The 17,568-nt window shown below is 41.2% G+C and carries 17 protein-coding genes and 3 tRNA genes; 11 read left to right on the plus strand and 9 right to left on the minus strand.

All coding sequences use genetic code 4. The annotated features are described in order from the left end of the window. Nucleotides 1-2 precede the first annotated feature (2 nt). Nucleotides 3-821 carry an HAD family hydrolase gene (locus tag CSE00_RS01615; RefSeq protein WP_127942844.1) on the plus strand — a complete coding sequence of 273 codons (819 nt, stop codon included), beginning with the start codon at nucleotides 3-5 and terminating at the stop codon, nucleotides 819-821. Here CSE00_RS01615 and CSE00_RS01620 read toward each other — a convergent pair. Then, nucleotides 808-2,253, minus strand: a complete 1,446-nt coding sequence (locus CSE00_RS01620; protein WP_127942845.1) for a hypothetical protein — start codon at nucleotides 2,251-2,253, stop codon at nucleotides 808-810. The two genes, CSE00_RS01615 and CSE00_RS01620, sit on opposite strands and share 14 nt — an antisense overlap. Nucleotides 2,254-2,300: 47 nt before the next feature. Between CSE00_RS01620 and CSE00_RS01625 the strand changes: the two genes are divergently transcribed. The 7 genes from CSE00_RS01625 to CSE00_RS01655 all read left to right on the plus strand — a co-directional run bounded on the left by CSE00_RS01625 (nucleotide 2,301) and on the right by CSE00_RS01655 (nucleotide 6,886). Next, nucleotides 2,301-2,375: transfer RNA gene (locus CSE00_RS01625), tRNA-Cys, on the plus strand. 4 nt (nucleotides 2,376-2,379) lie between these two features. After that, a tRNA-Arg gene (locus CSE00_RS01630) sits at nucleotides 2,380-2,456 on the plus strand. Between the two features lie 34 nt (nucleotides 2,457-2,490). Continuing rightward, a complete protein-coding gene (locus CSE00_RS01635; RefSeq protein ID WP_127942846.1) occupies nucleotides 2,491-3,126 on the plus strand; it encodes a deoxynucleoside kinase in 636 nt (211 codons plus the stop codon). Next, nucleotides 3,117-3,734 (plus strand): deoxynucleoside kinase, encoded by a 618-nt coding sequence (locus tag CSE00_RS01640; protein WP_127942847.1) that lies wholly within the window; start codon nucleotides 3,117-3,119, stop codon nucleotides 3,732-3,734. The genes CSE00_RS01635 and CSE00_RS01640 overlap by 10 nt, the downstream gene beginning before the upstream one ends. A 43-nt stretch (nucleotides 3,735-3,777) precedes the next feature. Further along, nucleotides 3,778-5,331 (plus strand): hypothetical protein, encoded by a 1,554-nt coding sequence (locus tag CSE00_RS01645; RefSeq protein WP_127942848.1) that lies wholly within the window; start codon nucleotides 3,778-3,780, stop codon nucleotides 5,329-5,331. A 2-nt stretch (nucleotides 5,332-5,333) separates the two neighbouring features. Then, nucleotides 5,334-6,188 carry an alpha/beta fold hydrolase gene (locus CSE00_RS01650; RefSeq protein WP_127942849.1) on the plus strand — a complete coding sequence of 285 codons (855 nt, stop codon included), beginning with the start codon at nucleotides 5,334-5,336 and terminating at the stop codon, nucleotides 6,186-6,188. Continuing rightward, the gene (locus tag CSE00_RS01655; RefSeq protein ID WP_161565534.1) at nucleotides 6,188-6,886 is read left to right on the plus strand and encodes a glycerophosphodiester phosphodiesterase family protein; all 699 of its coding nucleotides are present in this window, start codon (nucleotides 6,188-6,190) and stop codon (nucleotides 6,884-6,886) included. Before CSE00_RS01650 ends, CSE00_RS01655 begins: the two co-directional genes overlap by 1 nt. On the opposite strand, the gene CSE00_RS01660 is transcribed toward CSE00_RS01655, so the two are convergent. Beyond that, the gene (locus tag CSE00_RS01660; RefSeq protein WP_127942851.1) at nucleotides 6,876-8,144 is read right to left on the minus strand and encodes an AAA family ATPase; all 1,269 of its coding nucleotides are present in this window, start codon (nucleotides 8,142-8,144) and stop codon (nucleotides 6,876-6,878) included. The two genes, CSE00_RS01655 and CSE00_RS01660, sit on opposite strands and share 11 nt — an antisense overlap. Before the next feature lie 87 nt (nucleotides 8,145-8,231). On the opposite strand from CSE00_RS01660, the gene serS reads away from it, so the two are divergent. Next, nucleotides 8,232-9,512, plus strand: a complete 1,281-nt coding sequence (serS, locus tag CSE00_RS01665; RefSeq protein WP_127942852.1) for a serine--tRNA ligase — start codon at nucleotides 8,232-8,234, stop codon at nucleotides 9,510-9,512. On the opposite strand, the gene metK is transcribed toward serS, so the two are convergent. The 3 genes from metK to CSE00_RS01680 form a co-directional block, all read right to left on the minus strand. Next, nucleotides 9,490-10,647, minus strand: coding sequence for a methionine adenosyltransferase (gene metK / locus CSE00_RS01670; RefSeq protein WP_345775208.1), 1,158 nt, complete (start codon nucleotides 10,645-10,647; stop codon nucleotides 9,490-9,492). The genes serS and metK overlap by 23 nt on opposite strands. A gap of 90 nt (nucleotides 10,648-10,737) precedes the next feature. Further along, complete coding sequence (locus tag CSE00_RS01675; protein ID WP_127942853.1) at nucleotides 10,738-11,544, minus strand: HAD family hydrolase; 807 nt, start codon at nucleotides 11,542-11,544, stop codon at nucleotides 10,738-10,740. Then, nucleotides 11,544-12,899 carry an aldehyde dehydrogenase family protein gene (locus tag CSE00_RS01680; protein ID WP_127942854.1) on the minus strand — a complete coding sequence of 452 codons (1,356 nt, stop codon included), beginning with the start codon at nucleotides 12,897-12,899 and terminating at the stop codon, nucleotides 11,544-11,546. Before CSE00_RS01680 ends, CSE00_RS01675 begins: the two co-directional genes overlap by 1 nt. A 131-nt stretch (nucleotides 12,900-13,030) precedes the next feature. Here CSE00_RS01680 and CSE00_RS01685 point away from each other — a divergent pair, with 131 nt between their 5' ends. Continuing rightward, nucleotides 13,031-13,912: an aldo/keto reductase gene (locus CSE00_RS01685; protein WP_127942855.1), complete on the plus strand. Its 882-nt coding sequence runs from the start codon at nucleotides 13,031-13,033 to the stop codon at nucleotides 13,910-13,912. Nucleotides 13,913-13,983: 71 nt separating this feature from the next. Further along, complete coding sequence (locus tag CSE00_RS01690) at nucleotides 13,984-14,820, plus strand: DegV family protein (RefSeq protein WP_127942856.1); 837 nt, start codon at nucleotides 13,984-13,986, stop codon at nucleotides 14,818-14,820. Here the strand turns inward: CSE00_RS01690 and CSE00_RS01695 are convergent. The 4 genes from CSE00_RS01695 to CSE00_RS01710 form a co-directional block, all read right to left on the minus strand. Next, complete coding sequence (locus tag CSE00_RS01695) at nucleotides 14,817-16,130, minus strand: cation:proton antiporter (RefSeq protein ID WP_161565535.1); 1,314 nt, start codon at nucleotides 16,128-16,130, stop codon at nucleotides 14,817-14,819. The two genes, CSE00_RS01690 and CSE00_RS01695, sit on opposite strands and share 4 nt — an antisense overlap. A gap of 82 nt (nucleotides 16,131-16,212) precedes the next feature. Then, nucleotides 16,213-16,288, minus strand: a tRNA-Trp gene (locus tag CSE00_RS01700). Nucleotides 16,289-16,300: 12 nt separating this feature from the next. Beyond that, nucleotides 16,301-17,326: a DHH family phosphoesterase gene (locus CSE00_RS01705; protein WP_127942858.1), complete on the minus strand. Its 1,026-nt coding sequence runs from the start codon at nucleotides 17,324-17,326 to the stop codon at nucleotides 16,301-16,303. 2 nt (nucleotides 17,327-17,328) lie between these two features. Continuing rightward, nucleotides 17,329-17,559 carry an acyl carrier protein gene (locus CSE00_RS01710; protein WP_127942859.1) on the minus strand — a complete coding sequence of 77 codons (231 nt, stop codon included), beginning with the start codon at nucleotides 17,557-17,559 and terminating at the stop codon, nucleotides 17,329-17,331. Nucleotides 17,560-17,568: the final 9 nt, after the last annotated feature.

Raw genomic sequence — 17,568 nt, forward strand, 5'->3', positions numbered from 1 at the left:
GCATGAAAAATTTAGTCGCGAACATCAAGGTTTTTTTTCTGGATTTAGATGGAACGCTAGTTGATGAGAAAAACGACCAAATATCACAAGCTAACGCGCTAGCAATTAGTAAGTTACCGGCGGGAGTTCAGGCCATTATTTCAACCGGTCGGCAAGGACCCAAGGCGACTAAGTTTATTGACCAGTTAAACGTTAAATTCGCTGTTTGCGCCAACGGGGCTTTAATTGTTAACCGAAGCGGAGCGATAGTTTTTGCTCGCACCATGAATTCGCGTCAAATATCAACCGTTCTTGGTTTTATTCGCCGCAACAAACTTTCCTTTAAATGCGATGACCAAATGATCGCTTACGGCGTTCGGGGTCTTATTAGTCGCTTTTTCGTGCGCAAACTTGGTTACCGCGTGACCCGCAGTTACGCGGTTAGTCCCAAAAATTACTACAAAATAATGGTTTGAGGAAAACGAAGGGGCAAAATCAAACGTTTAACCGAGCAGTTGAGAATGCTTGTACCTTCGGCTTCGGTGGTTAATTCAACCCGCGGATGAACAATTGAAGTCACCGATCAAAAGGCAACCAAAGGTTTGGCCAACCGTTACGTTTGGGAAAAATTGCTTCGCATCAAAAAAATTGAGCAAACCGCCCACGTTGGTGATTCGCTCAACGATTCAACTGTCGTGGGGCACGTAGGTCATTTAATCGCGCTTAAAAACGCCGATCCAGCGCTTAAAAAAATGGCTTCCATCCTAGGTCCGGACTTCCGTAATGGAGGTGTTGCCAAAGTCTTAGCTGGCAAAAACTTAAAAGCGGTTAAACTTCGATAGTTTTGTACATTCAGTTTCGCAACTTAATTAAGCCGATCAGAATTAACGGCACAAAAGTCACGCTTCTTAAGTACGTGAAGTTGTTTTCTAATCCCACTAAAGACAAGGTCGGGTAAATGAGTGGATTAAAGGCGGTAGCAAAAATTAAACTGACTAGCACTACTCCAGTTCGCCAGTGGATAATTTTGGTTCGCAAAATCGATCAGAAAATTAAAACCGTCACTAACGCTAAGATCGCTAAAGCATAAATAACGGCTTGGACAATTTTTAAAATTCCTACCGCCTCTTGACTAACTACAAAAGTTTGGTAATCAAAAACAAGGTGCTCTTCCCAGGCTATGTCGGTAATACTGCGCTGAGAAAAAGCGAGTACTAGGGTGGCAATTAGCAAAATTGTGACCAAAAATACGACCGGTATAACCCGGTTATTTCTTTGCAGAAAGTAGTTAATTTTGGCGATTAAATCGGTGGTTTTGCTAACGGTAATGATAATGTAAACGACTGCCAACACCACTAGCAGAAGGTAAACGATTCAAAAGTTTAACCAACTGACTACAATCACTAAAATTGGAATCATCAGTTGCGAGAAAAAAAGCGATGGCATCGGTTTTTTAAGAAAAATGTAAATTAAAGAAACAGATATGGATAAGGCGCTTAAAGTGATAAAAAGTCGGTGTTCAATAATTCAAGCCACCAAAAAACCAATTACGAATACAAAACTGTACCTTTTGCGGGAAAATTGAATTATGTTGAGTGCTATTAATAGCAAAAAAGGCACTAAATAAACGCCCAGCAAACTTTCAATTTGTCCGTTAAAGTTGAAAAATATCACCATTAAAAAGGCTAAAACCCAACTAATTAGGTAGTCTCAGAAATTTCTTTGCCGGGAAAAGCGCATCACAAGTGCACTGACTGCGCTAACTACCACACTTAAAGCCAAAAATCCGACGATTCATTGTTTAACAAAATCCAGATTCAAAGCGCTAACGCTGCTTAAAACGTTTTGAGTTCACTGCCAAAGGTAACTAAAAAAATTAAAGCGGTTACTTTCTGATTCCGGGACGATTTCTCTTTGGACGACAAAGTTGTAAAAAAGCAAAATTGTTAAAGCAGCTAACAAAATAAAAAGCACCGTTTGGTAGTCAACGCTAGCTAGACGTAGGCGGACTTTCCCGACGAAAATGTACGAGAAAATTAAAAAATCCTTAGCAACAAAAATTATGATCAAATAAACGATGTTGGGCGTGATTCAAGCGAAGGGCAAAAAAGCTAAGAAGGTGCAACCTAGGTACGTTGCAACTCCCAAAGACCAAACCGCGCTTTCATTGTTAATAAATAAGTTGTTGGTCAATGAAATTTTTTTGCCTAAAACATAAACCTCAAAAGCGATAAAAAGAGCAATGATTACAGCAATCGAAATTTGGTGCACCATGGTAGTATCATTATATAGACAGACCATGTATAATTTAGGTCTGACAGGGCACCATAGCCAAATGGCCAAGGCTGAGGTTTGCAAAACCTTGAATGCCGGTTCGAGTCCGGTTGGTGCCTCCAAACTGCGCCCGTAGCTCAATTGGATAGAGTGCTTGGTTACGGCCCAAGAGGTTGAGGGTTCAAGTCCTTCTGGGCGCGCCATATGTCTTCTGACGCCCAAAAATTTAGGAAGTAAATGCACAAAATAGCAAATTGTTTAGTTGTCGGTGGCCCAATCGCCGTTGGCAAAACTGCTTTGCTTGAGGCCTTACCTTTTCAAGTTGTGCCAGAGTTAGTCAAAAACGACGAGTTGCAAGAAATTTTGTTAGCCGGACTTTACCGCGGAGACAAATTGGCTGCCGAGGTTTTTCAGTTTGACATGCTTTTTAAACGTTTTGAAAAATACCAAGAACTGGCTAACCAAACAAGCACCCACGCTTTTGACCGATCTATTCTAGAAGATTTGTTGTTTGCCAAAACTTTGTTAAAATCGCCGTCTGATCTTCAGTATTACCAAGCTTTGTGAACTAATTGTTGAGACGTCATAGCGATGAAAGTCGGATTGCCCAAACTTTATATTTTGCTGACTTGTTCCTGACGGACTTTTAAGAAGCGTCTTTTCGCTCGCGATCGCTACGTGGAAGTAAGCAACTACCGCTCTAACCGCCGGTACTTTAAAAAATTGCACAAAAATTACCGTTCCCACATGTTAAGCAGTTTTGCTGATTACGGCATTAGTTACGTGGAGATTAAAACCGATCGATTAAGCGTCAAGCAGATATCCGATTTGGTGCTGGAAGAGCTCACTAAACGAGGGATAAAATGAAACTAGCTAATTTCATCGTGATCGGTGGTCCGATCGCAGCGGGCAAAACCACACTGACTGAATCATTGCCGTTTGATTTTGTCAGCGAAATTGACGAAGATGATCCAATTCTTAAAATTTTGCTAGAGGCTAGTTATTCCAAAAAAAATGTCCATCCCGAGGTCATCGAATTTTACTTTTTAAAGCTGCGCAAAATGAAGTATGAAAACCACGCTCGTTCCCGCAAAATGCACGTTTTAGATCGCTCAATTTTGGAAGCTCCTATTTTCGCTCGCAACACTTTGCCCAAGGCTAGTTTTGCTTACTGGTACGATTTGTGATGCGCCGAAGTTCAGGAGCTAGTTCGCAAGTTCGGGGTTCCAAAACTTTACATTTTGTTAACTTTAAATTTCCGCACTTTTGAAAAGCGAGTTTTAAGTAGAGGTCGCTCGGCAGAGTTAAAACATTTCCAGAGCAACCAAGGTTTTTTCCGGAAGGTCTTAGATCAGTACGACGAATTTATGCAGGACATTTTTTTGAAGTTAAAAATTAATTACCACCGAATTAACACTAACCAGAAGAGCTTGGAAGAGGTTCGAAAAGAAGCACTAGAACTAGTGGAAAAGTGGACCTAAATTTTTGACTAAACCATTCCTAACTATATAATGGGTAAGCCCTATGGATTTGCGTCAACAAAAACGTCGAGCCACCTTCATCCTGATAACTTTCTGGGTGATAGTCGGATTGACTTCGGCTTTGCTTTACGACTTAGAGTGGTTTATTCAAAAAGTCATTTTGTTTAACGGTCGACTCGTTCAAGATTTAGCCAGCGAGAAAATTAGTTTCACGTCTTTAGACGGTCAAGAGATAACGATAGCATTTAAGGATTACGGAGTCACTTCAACCAAGACCTTTTACGAGCAACTTGACACTTTAATTAGTTCTGATCAAGGCAGCAATTTAATCAAGTATTATGACGCCCGGATTAACTGAGCGTTTAAATTGGAAGGACTAATTTTTTCCGGCGGCGGTCTTTTTGCGGCCTTTGTTTCAGGCCCGCTCGTCATTTTAGCTGTTAACAAACGAAAAAATTACCGCTTAATCGTCTTGCCGCTAATCATTGTTTTTGCGATTGCTTTAGCTACGCTTGCGCCATTAGTTTCGTCGCTTTTACTTTTAATCGTTGTTTTCACGCCGATTTTTGCTTTTGGTTACGGCTACCGCACGGCTCTTGACCCTTGGGCAACTTCGGTGGCTCGGAAAAGTAACGTTAAAATATCGTTTGTGCGCGGTTTTTACGAAGTAGGAGCCGGGGTCGGCTCACTTTTCATTACGCAAATTTATTTTCACTTTAATTTTCACGCCAAAAACATATCTTATGCGAGCGGAACTCCTTACTACATTGTGGGCATGGCGCTAGTTATTTTGGCGCTCTTCTTAGCTTTTTTAATGCCTAACAACGTTTTCAGCGAATCGCACGTTAGCCACCAACTGAGCGAGCGCAAAATTAAAGAAGTTGAAAAGTCAAACTTAATTAACAAAACGTTAGTGTGGAAAGACATCGTTTTCAAAAAATCTTTTTTGATTGGTTTAGTCGCTTTTACCTTGATGATCGGCACTATTCAAGCTTTCAACTCGATTTGAGTTAACACGGTTGAAAACTTAACTAAGACCGCTCAAGCAGTCAAGAACGTTCAACACATTGGTTACCAAAAGATTTTTTCAACTTTACCACGGGTTTTGTTCGCTTTTATAATGCTAAAAGTGATCGGTCGTTTTCCACTCAAAAAAATGCTGATTTTAATCGCGGCTTTTTCTTCGCTAAGTTGGTTGATGATCGGCACAATCGTTTACTTAGTCAAAGGACTAGATCCGCTTTTGATTGATCTTTTGGGCGGAGTGGCCGAAGCTTGCGTAGCAACCATGACGATACTTTTAGGTTATGAATTTGTTTCGCGACTTTCAACGCTTAACACTCGACCGACGGTTTTTGTGATTTTTAACTCGGTCACTTACGGAATTGGCGGAATAATTTTTGTCCAAATTAACGCTTTTTTATCTAAGACGGTAGTTTTTGGTGCCGAAGGATTTTTAGTTTGGTTAGTGATGTCAATTGCCGTAGCCGTTTCTCTAGTGATTGTGGCTATCTTCTTCAGGGAGCAAGACTACTTAACCCGCGAAACTGACGAACACCTTTTTGATAAGCAAACCATTAAGCAGAGGAGAGGGTAGCTATGATCACTCTTTACGTATGAATTCGCGTCCGATGCTTGGCCTACCGAAAAGTTACGCATCGCTCGGTTTTAAACTGGGAAAAAACTAAGTTAATTGAGCGCGGTTTAAAGCTACCAAATCTTGCCAGTTTTGAAAGCCCTTTTCGAACAATTAAAACTCGCTTTGGTAACCTAAAACTTTACCGGCACGGAAAAAGTTCCCAAGTGGTAGTTTTTGTCAACGGACTAGTTAGTAACCACTGCAGCGCTTTACGATTAGTTGACTACTGGAATTCGCGTCAGTACAGCGTGATTGCTTACGACAACTATGGATGGAGCGATTCGCGACAATTTGGCAAAACAACGCTGGGTAAAAAAGAAGCGCTTTTACTCAAAGATGTTTTAGATTTTGTCAAGGAACATCTTCGCCCTTCTAAACTAATCGTTTACGGCGAATCAATGGGCGGAGCCACGCTTTACCGTTTCATTGATAAGTTTGGTGCGCGCCAAGCCGATAAGTTTATCGTGGATGCTGGTTATTTCTCATTTTTTAAAAATGTGATTTGACTCGGCTACCGTCAAATTTGAATTTTTATTTGGTTAGCTTATTTTCCTCTCTTATTAGTTTTTTACTTACAAGGTTGACCAATTAAATCTTTTATTAGTTCGGAAAAATTGTCGACCCTGAAAAACGTTTACCACCTTCAATCCAAGGGAGATTCTTTGGTCGCTTACCGACACACTAAAAAATGGTTGCCTTACGTCAAGCACCACGTTTACACAAACGAAAATGTTCGGCATGTTCTAGGGTGGTACGACGCTTTAGCTGAGCATTACGAAACTCTGGACGAGTGGATTGGTTACCGAGCAAATTAATGACCTATTTAATCGCTCACCGCGGATTTCGCTCCGGAGACAAAGAAAATCGGGCCGTTGATTTTCAAAATGCGTTGCAATTTACCCGCGCGGTTGAGTTTGATGTGCGCCTCACCCGGGACAAACAAGTTTTGATTTTTCACGACGAGGATTTTTATCGCATCGCTCGTGATTCGCGTCGAGTCAAAAGTTTGGATTTTGCCCAAATTAAGCAGATCAATTTTTTCCTTAACAAGCCCGATTTTACACCGCTTTTGTTTGATGATTTTATGGAAAAGTTTGGCGATGATTACCAGTTAATCAACGTGGAAATTAAACCTGACCATTACACCTTAGAGGAAGAGAAAATTATTTTCAATAAAATTCAAAGTTGAAAACATTTAAAAGCCCAAATCATCGTTTCCAGTTTTGATTTTGATTTACAAAAAAAGATTATCAAGTTACCCTCTCGTTTTAAGAAAGGTTTTCTTTTCAACCGTTTCAGCGATTTAAACAAAATGTCTTGGAGTGATTTTGACTACTTACACGTGCCATTTAAATTGCTCAACTCTCCGCGCTACATCAAAACATTTAAAGAAATTAACCGACCTTTAATCGGTTGAACCTACCAAAACCAAAGCCAAGCTAACCGATCTAAACAAATTTATCAGCAGCAAATGTACGGCTACATTAGCGACAACCCCGAACTTAAACTTTAGTTTTTTTAGTAAAGTCTTCGTAAATTTGAGCAAGCTTACTTTCGTACAAGTTAGAGCGGTCAATTTGGAAAAACTCTTTGTTCACTAATTCTCGGGGTAGGTAGTTTTGTGCGATGAAATGACGAGGGAAATTATGCGGGTATAAATAACCTTTGCCGTGCCCCAGTTTACCAGCCGACTTGTAACTTGCATCTCTGAGATGAGTTGGCACCGAATGAGCCTGACCATCCTTAGTTACGAACTCGTAAGTTTTTTTGATCGCTAAGTAGCCGCTGTTTGATTTTTCGCTCAGAGCCATCTCAATTGTCACTAGGCCAAGCGGAATCATCCCCTCGGGCAAACCAATTTGGCGAAAACAGTCCACAGCGGTTTTAACTTTAACAGCGATAATCGGGTTGGCCAGCCCAACATCTTCGTAAGCTGTCACCAACATTCTCCGCATCAAAGCTTGGTGGTCGCCGTTCGCTAAAAGACGGGATAAATAGTACAAACTGGCGTTTACGTCGCTGCCCCGAACAGATTTTTGGTAAGCCGACAAAAGATCGTAGTGTTGGTCGCCGTAATGCGCTCCGGTCAGATGGGTGGAATTGAAAATTCCCGCGATTTTTTGTGCATCAATCAAACGTTTTTCGGGGAAAAGACGGGCGGCCAATTCAATGGTTTTCAGAGCATAACGCAAGTCGCCGTTACTAGAGTTAGCGATCAGTTCAAGCGCCTCGCTAGCAAAATTAGTTTTTTGAGCAACTAAAATTTTTTGAGCAACTGTTTTTAAAATATTCAAAATTTGTTCCGAGCTAAGCGGATGAACTTCAATGATTTGGACGCGACTTCTTAAAGCGGGATTAACGACGAAAAAAGGGTTTTCAGTCGTGGTAGCAAAGAGCAGCAATTTTTCTTGGTCAAGCGCTTGAAGAATGATGTCTTGGCGGTCGCGGTTAATGCGGTGAATTTCTTCAACAATCAAAATTGACATTGACTTTTCGCGCGAACTTTGGATAATCCTCTCTAATTCATTTTTTTTGTCAAGAGCCGAGTTGAAAACGTGAAACGTGAGTTTTAACTCGCGCGCCAAAGTTAATGCCAAGGTGGTTTTACCCGAACCTGGCGGTCCATAAAATAATAGCGAAGGCGTAAATTTCTTTTTAACTATTTGCTTAATGAGCAAATAACGCGAACCAAGCATACTTTCTAAACTTCCCATTTCCAAGAGTGATTTGGGAGTTAATAAATTGCTCAAATTAATTTTGCTTTTAGCCATATCCCAATCATACTACGCGCTTTGAGAGATATTTTTAACCCGTTAGTCAAAATTAGTTCGGCTACCATCACTCGGTATAATGAGTTTATGCTCTGCTTAAAAATGATTACCCAAAACTTTGATTTAGTCAAAAATAAACTAGCTAGTCGAGGTTTTGACACCAAAGTTTTGACTCAAATCGTTGATTTATCGCGCGAGCGTTCCAAGATGTTAACTAGTCTCCAAAAAAAAGAGGCTGATCGGAATGTTTTAAGTAAACGTTTTGGGTCGCTCAGCCAAGATGATAAAAGTCAAAAAAACCAAATTATTACCAAAGTCAGTCAGCTCAAAAAGACGATTGAAACGGCCAAAGAAAAAGTTGCTCAAGTTGAACTCGCTCTTAACAATTTGCTTGCAACTGTCCCTAATTTACCCGAGGATGATGTGCCAGTTGGGTTGGACGAATCAAGCAACAAAGTAATCAAAAGTTGAGCTCCCGAGCAGTTTGATTTCTCTCGTTCAGTCGTTGCCCACTACGAACTAGGGGCTGAGAAAAAACTTTTTGACTTTGTTAGTTCGGCTCAAATGGTTGGGGCTCGTTTTTGAACTTACTTAGATTGGGGCGCACGACTAGTTAGGGCGTGCAGCAATTTAATGCTTGATTTTCACTTGTCAAGCGGATTTCGCGAGTTAAATTTACCTTTGATTGTTAACGAAAAAACTATGTATGGAAGTGGTCAATTACCCAAGTTTGCCAACGATCTTTTCCGAATTTCTGGTCGCAACTGGTACCTGATTCCTACGAGCGAAGTTTCGCTGGTTGGTTTTTACAGCCAGCAAATTTTAGATTTATCAAGACCAATTAAGTTAACTGCTTATTCGCCGTGTTTTCGCGCTGAAGCTGGTTCTGGCGGGCGCGATACGCGCGGACTAATTCGCGGTCACCAGTTTCATAAAGTAGAGTTAGTGACAATTAGTTCTCCTGCCGATGGACCATCGCTTTTTGAGTCGGTGGTTAACCAAGTGGCTCAACTCTTAGAAAAATTGCACTTACCTTACCGGCAAGTGCTGCTTTGCACGGGCGATTTAGGTTTTGCCGCTAGCAAGACGATTGACTTTGAAGTTTGATTACCTTCTGAAAACACTTACCGCGAAATTTCTTCGGTCTCGCTGTGCCGTGATTTTCAAGCTCGTCGAAGTTTAATCCGAGGCAAAAATGCTGACGGGGAAAAATACTACGCCTGAACAATTAACGGTTCAGGCTTAGCGCTTGACCGCACCGTGGCAGCTTTAATTGAAAACCACCAATCGGAGGGCAAAATCAAATTACCTGCGGCTCTTAGCGCTTACCTAGGCGCTAAGGAAATTAAACTTTCTTCAAAAACTTAATCGCGTCTTTGAGCGGTTTGACTTGGTTAGTTTTTTCCCAACTTAAGTCTAAATCAAGTCGTCCAAAGTGACCGTAAGTGGCCAATTGTTGGTAAATCGGTTTTCTTAGGTTGAGTTTTTCAATTATTCCCGACGGCGAAAGATCAAAAACTTTTTTAACAGCTTTTAAAATCACTTCGGGATCTTCTTTGTGGGTTCCAAATGTTTCTAAACTGATTGAAATTGGTTTGTTAACACCGATGGCATAGGAAATTTGGGTTTCTACCTCGTCAGCCAGACCAGCCGCGACAATATTTTTGGCGATTCAACGGGCCGCGTAAGCGCCCGAACGATCCATTTTAGTGTAGTCCTTGCCAGAAAACGATCCGCCGCCATGACGTCCTTTACCGCCGTAAGTGTCCACGATAATTTTGCGGCCAGTTAAACCGGTATCGGCAAAAGTCCCGCCGATGGTAAATTTTCCGGCTGGATTAATCAAAATTTTGCAGTCGGTGTTGAGCCCGTATTTTTTGGCAACTGGCTCAATAATTTTTTTCTTAATAAAACTTTGGAACTTTTTTAAATCGCAATCGTGTTCGTGCTGAATTGAGATAACTACCGTATCCAGTCTGAAAGGTTTTTGACCGTAATCAATGCTTACTTGCGATTTCATGTCTGATTTAGCGTGGGGAAATTTCTTTTTGCGGCGTAGTTTTTCGGCTAACTTGAGCAACTCGTGAGCTAAAACGATTGATAAAGGCATCATTTCCGGAGTTTCGCGCGTGGCATAGCCAAACTTAATGCCTTGGTCGCCCGCTCCAATCTCACCGTTTTTTTTATCAACGCTCGCTTGGATGTCGACTGATTGACGGTTAATGCTGACGATAATGGTGAAATCGTCTTGGTTGTAGCCAAGCGGCTGAATAACTTGCTCAACTATTTGGCGGAAGTTAAGCACGGCGTTAGTTTTTGCTTCTCCGCAAACGAAAATAGTTCGTTTAAAAGCAACGACCTCAATCGCAGTTCGACAGTTAGGGTCTTTTGCAAGGTAGGCGTCTAAAATTGCGTCAGCAATTTGGTCGCACATTTTATCAGGGTGACCGGCTCCGACCGATTCGGAAGTAAATAAACACTGGTAAATTTTTTGCTTTGCCACGTTTTGCTCCTGATCTTAAATTTAAAAAACATCCGTCTGCCAATTACTCGAAAGTTAAAACAGCCAGGATGTTTTAATTCAAAAGAAATCTTACAACAATTTTAAAAGTTTTTGGATTTCCCTACCGACACCGCTGTGGTTATTGTCATAGTTGCTGACGCTGGTCGCGTAGGAAACTACTTCCGGAGTAGAACCGAGCATGGCATAACTTAAATCAGCTTTTTTAAAGAGCGGAATGTCGTTCCGTCCGTTTCCAAAAACCACCGTGTAAGTGATTTGATCCCATTTTTTAACTTTCATAAAAGCGGTATATTTGCTAACTTGGCTGGGAACCACGTGAATAATTGTTTTTTCAGGTCAAATCTCCCAAGGGTGAAAGTCTAAATCAGTTTTGTATTGTCTTGATAACGTTTGGGTAATTTTGGAAACGGTTAATTTGGCTTGTTTTTTCACGGTAAAGTAACAACCAATCGCTTGAAAGGGAGTGTTTCAGGCGATTTTTTTAACTGGTATTTTTTGACCAAAGAGCGGACCAATTACCGGTGAATTAGGGTTAGTTGCCAAAATTTGTTGCGCGGTTTGGACCATAAAATCATCAACGTTTTGATTTAAAATCGGCTCGTTAAAAAGTTTTTTAAGTGCTAAGAAAGAAATCGTTTTTTGCCAAACAATTTCATTTTTACGACTAATCACTTGACCGGCCGAAGTAATAAACCACGAATCAAGACCGAGCTTTTTGTAAAACTGGTAGGAGTGTTGGAAAGACTTGCCTGTCACTAAGTAAACTTGCCAACCGGCTTGACGAGCCTGGTTAATCATTTTTTGGTTAAACACACTAATCTTATTTTGGTCATCAAGCAAAGTTCCGTCTAAGTCAATTAGCAGCGCGCGCTTCATTACTCCACCACGTTCAAATAGCGACTCATCGACAAAAGCGCATCCTCAACTCCTTGCACGCCGACGCCCGAATCTTTGATGCCCAAGAAAGGAAATTGATCCGGACCGCGCGAAGAAGCTCCGTTAATGTTGACGGTTCCCGATTCAATTTGATTAGCCACGGATCGGGCTCACTTGTAGTCGCTTGTGTACAGCGAGTTTTGCAGCCCATAGTGGGTGTCGTTAATTAACTTTAGCGCTTTTTCATCGCTGTCGCAAACCACCACTGGCAACAGCGGACCAAAAGCTTCCTCTTGTCAACTCAAACTGCTCGGACTAGTTTGCACAATCGTGTTTTCAAACTGGTTGCCGCGTCTTTTTCCGCCGAGCAAAATTTTGTTCACCGGTTCTTGGAGCATTTTTGAAACCCAGTCTGCCGCAGCTGTGTTGACTAGGGGCAAGGTCGGCAAATGCCGAGCTTCTTTAATTAAAAGCGGCAAAAAAGCGTCCTTGATATCGGCGTGTAAAATTAGCCTTTTAATCGCGGTGCAGCGCTGCCCGGCATAACCAAAAGCACCTTTAGCAATCGATTGCGCCGCTTTTTTTAAGTCGGCATCGCTCCGCACGTAAGCCGCGTCGTTACCACCCAGTTCAAGCACAATTGGCACAAGCGGTCGCAATTTGGCTATCCGCTGCCCGACTTTGATTCCGCCCGTGAAACTGATCATACTTACGGCCGGATGCTTAGTTAATAGGTCTCCGATTTGACTGCCAGAGCCTGTCAAAAAGTTAAAAACTCCCGGTGGCAGTTTTAGGGCATCAAACAAAGTCGCTAAGAGGTAACCCACTAACGAACCGTTTGTGGCAGGCTTGAAAACAACCGAGTTACCAGCCAGCAGAGCTGGCACAATTTTACTGAGCGATAAATTGACTGGGTAATTAAAAGGGGAAATAGCTAGTACAACGCCGAGCGGCACGCGGTAAATGGTGGCGGTTTTTCCCGCCGCAGTTATTTTTTTGCGCATTACTTTTTGGTAAGTCGCAATTGTTAAATTGATGTACTCGATTGATCTTAGAACTTCTTGCTGACCTTGAGCAAGCGGTTTAGCAATTTCTTGTTCCATCATTTTAGCCAGCTTGTTGACATTGTTTTTCAGTTCTTGCGTTAACTTTTTTAAAAAACTAGCTCTTGTTTGTCACTTAGTCAACGACCAAGGACCCTGAGCAGATTGAGCCGCTTTGAAAGCAGCGTTAATTTGCTGGGCATTTAATTGGGGAACTGAGCCGACCGGTTTTTGTTTTAAAGCGCCGATAATGGTGAGTTTTTTTTCAGACTCAACAAATGCCCCGTTAATGTAAGCCGCGCCTTTTAACATCAACCTTATTTTAATACAAGCTTTGTGGACTGCCGAGTCAACAAATGCAACTTTCTTTTTGACGTTAAAGTTTGTTTTAAGAGGTTTAAAATTATCTTTAAACTTATTTGTTTAAGTCTGGAGGCGAAAAAATGGCAATGCTACAGTTGAGTGACGGAAATAAAATGCCAAAAATTGGCTACGGAACTTGGCTCATTGAACCGCAGGTAGCGCGTGAAAGAGTTTTGACGGCTTACAAAGTTGGCTACCGCCACTTTGATACGGCGCAAGTCTACAATAACGAGTACGAAATTGGACAAGCGATTGAGAAATTAGATCGTCACAAACTTTTCATCACTACCAAGGTTTGACTACCCAACTATAACAGTGAGGAAATTTTCCTCAAGTCGGTCCGACAATCTTTGGAACGTCTTAAAGTTAGACACGTTGATCTTTTGCTTTTACACTGGCCAGTTAAAGGTAAAAACGTCAAAGCTTACCAGTACTTAGAAAAGGCTAAAGACCTTGGACTTACTAAAAGTATCGGCGTTTCCAACTTCATGGTTAATCACCTGGAAGAGATTTTGGAAATTGCTCGCCACAAACCAGTGGTTAACCAGATTGAGTTCCAGCCGCTTGTCCAACAAAAGCAGTTGGTTAAATTCTGTCAAGATCACGACATCGCTGTCACGGGTTATTCCAATTTAAAGTCTTACCTAGATGGCCGACTGACGGCCCGCGAAAACGCCATTTTAACTGCCATAGCCCAAGATATTAAACGGAGCGTACCCCAGGTAATTTTGCGCTGAGTTTACCAGAGCGGCATCATTTTAATTCCCAAAAGTTCTTCCGAATCACGGATGGCCGAGAACTTAGCGGTGGTTAACTTTAGTTTAACCGACGAGCAAATGGAAAAAATAAATTCCCTTGACCACGATAATTATGACAAGGCAGAGCAAATTTATTTAGGCCACTCTTGGGCTGGCGCTGAGTTAAAAAAACCAGACTTTCTCTTCGAAAAGCATTTCAAATAAGTCAATTTAACTGGTCTATTTTACCAACTTAACGTACTGAATTTTAAGCGGTTAAGTATAATTAACTCGCCATGAAATTAGGGATTATCGTTGATTCGTCTTGTGCTTTAAGTCAAAAAGAGGCTGAGGCGAGAGGTTGGGGTTTTTTGCCAATCATCGCCACAATTGACGGTAAAGATTATTTAGACGGAATTGATTTAACCGCTGAGCAGTATTACAGCATGATCCGCTTAGAGATGCAAGTAAAGACTGCCACTACCCCGCTTGGTTTAGTCGAAAAGACGATCAAACAAATTGCCGCTAAGTACGACTACGTTCTGATTTATCCTCTTTCCAAACATTTATCTGCTCAAACCCAAAATTTAATTAATAACACCGCCGGAATGGATAACGTTTTTGTCGTGCCTTCGGAAGCAGTCGGTTACTCAATCGTGACTGATTGCGAAATTCTTTTGGACTTAGCTAAAAAGGGCGTCTCGTGGGAAAAAATTAAAGAGGCTGCCAATCAACTAACGAGTCAACAATTCGGACTAGCTATTCCTAAAACCTTAACTTGGTTAGTGCGCGGAGGACGTGTTTCGCCCGCTTTAGCTTCGATGGCTAAACTCTTAAAAATTGTGCCTATTATTGCTTTGGAACACGGCAAATTGGAAAAGTTTGGTAAAAGTCGCGTTTTTGACAAAACGTTTGAAAAAATTTCTCGCATCATTACCAAAGAATACAAAAACCGCTCTTCTTTCCAATTTTCGATTTACCACGGCAACCACCCTGAAATTGATCGTCTGAAACAAATTGCGCAAAAATATCTCACGATTTCGCACGTGAAACTTTTTCCTCCTGTGATTGCTAACCACATTGGACCTGGCGTAGCAGGCGTTTTGGCTCACCGCAAAGACATCAAAGATTAACCGAATTCGAGCAATTTTCGGTAAGTATTTTCGACTAAGACTAAACCGAGCGGAGCAGTAACTAAAATTGAAAAAATCGCGTAAGAAAGAATGGTTGTGGCGTAAACGATCAAAATTGAGTTGCCCGAGTTGGTTACTAACGAGAGCGGAACCGCCCCTAGAGCTGCTTGAACAGTGGCTTTGGGTAAATAAGCAAAAACGCAAAAAAGCCTTTCTTTTGCATTCAATGGCGATTTAATTAAACAAAGTCAGACGCCCAAACTGCGAACCAAAAGACCAACTAGAAGAATCGGTAAAATTCAGGCAATTTGTCGCATGTCAGCTTGGTGAATATCCATTTTAGCTGCAATCAAAACAAAGAGCAACATCTTAGCAATTTCCCAAATCCGGTCGAGCGGTTTTTCGCTGCGCTCTGCAAATGATGGGCTCACGTTTTTGATCGCAAAACCAGTTGCTACAGCGGTAATTGTCCCAGCGATTAATAAGACCCCCGCTCAAAAATTGAGAGTAAAAAGCATCGCTAGCAGCAGACTTAAGCAAAACGCAACACTAAATTTTTGGTGGACATTTTTGAAAAAATACTTGGCTAAAATAAGGCCGACTAGGAGTCCAATCAGTAGGCCTAGTCCAAAGCGAATCACTTCCTCGGCTCCGCTCAGTCAAGTCGGCAAAAAACTCGCTAAACCGCCCGTTGCATGACCAGAAAGCTGGTGGACTTTGGTTCAAACTCCGATCGTCGCCCCAAAGACGCTAATGCTAATAATGTCATCTAAACTAGCCCCGGTTAAAACTATTTGACTAACGTGATTACGGGTGCCATAACCTTCTTTTTCAATTCTTAGCATGGAAGGCACGACCACGGCAGGAGATACGGCCGAAATAATAAAACCTAACATGCACGATTCGAGTCAAGGTAATTTAATTAAAAAATGACTAAGCATCATGACCGCAAGCGCTTCGCAAAGGTTGGGGACAAAACTGAGCAAAAAACTGTCGCGCCAAGTTTTTTTGAGCACTTGCACGCTAATGCCTAAACCTGCTTTTAGCAGCACTACAACTAGAGCAAAACTAATTAAGTAGGAACTCAAGTTTAATTTAGCAAAAAATTCCAACTGTGGATTTTGAGCTAAACTGCTTATTTCTTTCATCCCAACTAGCGGATAACTGAGTAAATTTAGCACGCTCTTGCCTAAAATAAAACCGATTGCTAAGTAGCCCACAATTTCAAGTCGTCATTTTTTTAAAAGATGGTAGGTAATTAAACCGCTCGTGAGCAGCAATAAAAAGTCAATCGTTAAACAAATTAGCAATACTCCAACCGGCGCATTTGCCAATGACTTACTAAATCATTCAAACGTGTTAACCATTGGTTTTTATAATCCGTTAAAAAAATGGCAGGGGTAGCAGGACTCGAACCCACAACACACGGGTTTGAAGCCCGTTGTTCTACCAATTGAACTATACCCCTACTTGGTGCGATTTATTTGTTGCCAAGAGCGACTTTTTTAGTCGCCAAAAGCAGTTTGTTAATTTTTTGAACTATTTTTTGCGGACTTTCTTCCAGTGACGCTTTGCCTCCAGCTGCGCGGGCGTGACCTCCTCCTTCAAATTGATTAGCCAGGGAAATTAAATTAATACTGTTGGAGCGGAAATTTATTTTTCAATACTTTTGACCGGTTTCCGGGTCAAGATATCACACGAATAGCATTCAAATTGGGTAATCTTTTACGTTAGCGATCATTGACAGAAAACGTTGAGGTGGCAGTTTCGGGTATTTTTCAATAAATTTTTGGTCAATTACTCCGTAAACTACCTTACCTTGTAATTGAGCACTTTGTAAAAATTCCACTTGCGCTTGGAGAAACTCCTTAGATTTGGAGTAGAAGTTTTTAAAGAAAAAGTCAAGCGTTTTGTCGTGGACATTTTTGAGTAATTCTGAATAATAAAGCGGCGCTTTGGGATCAGCTAAACTGTAAGCAAAATTACCCGTGTCGGTCAAAATACCGATCAGCAAGTAAAAACTGCTTTGTTCGTCAAGTTTAATTTTTAGTCGATCAATTATTTCAAAAGCTTGTAAAGCTGATGCTGCGTAATTAGGGTCATGAATGTAAACGTTGACGGGAAAATCAATCTTGTTTTGATGGTGGTCAAAACAAACTTTTTGGCCCGCTTTTTGGTACTGCTCAAACTGAGCGACGCGACTTTTAACGGCCACATCACCAACTATCGCTAGCCAACTCTCATCAATGTTTTCTACAAAACGATCTTTAGTTAGTTTTAAAAACGGGAACAGCTCGCTCAACGCTTTGTAATCTCCCACTAGGCGGATATCTTTCTCGGGAAAACGAATTTTGAGCGCTAAACATAAACCATAAGAGCAAGCAAAAGTGTCTCCATCGGGAAAAACGTGGTGAAACAAAGCCACCTTGTCAAATTTCTTAATTAAGGCGATCGCTTGCTTGATTAACTTTTCTTTTTTTCGCTCAACAAATTGTTTTGATACCATGACTATTTACGAGAAGGAAGTTTCTTTTCAATCGTTGTGATGATATCTTCAATTGTTTTAATGCTCTCTAGTTCTTGGTCTGAGATGGCAATTTTAAGTTGTTCCTCAACGTCAGTAATTAGTTCTACCAAATCTAGCGAATCTATTCCGATCGCTAGCACTTCGGAATTAGTGTCAAACTTTTGGTTTGTCAGCGTTTTCAATTTTTCAAAGACCATTTTTTTAACATTCATAGACTTAAT

Origin of the sequence: Mycoplasma sp. ATU-Cv-703 (assembly GCA_004011965.1) — a bacterium.
GTDB lineage: Bacteria > Bacillota_I > Bacilli_A > Mycoplasmatales > Metamycoplasmataceae > RYZV01.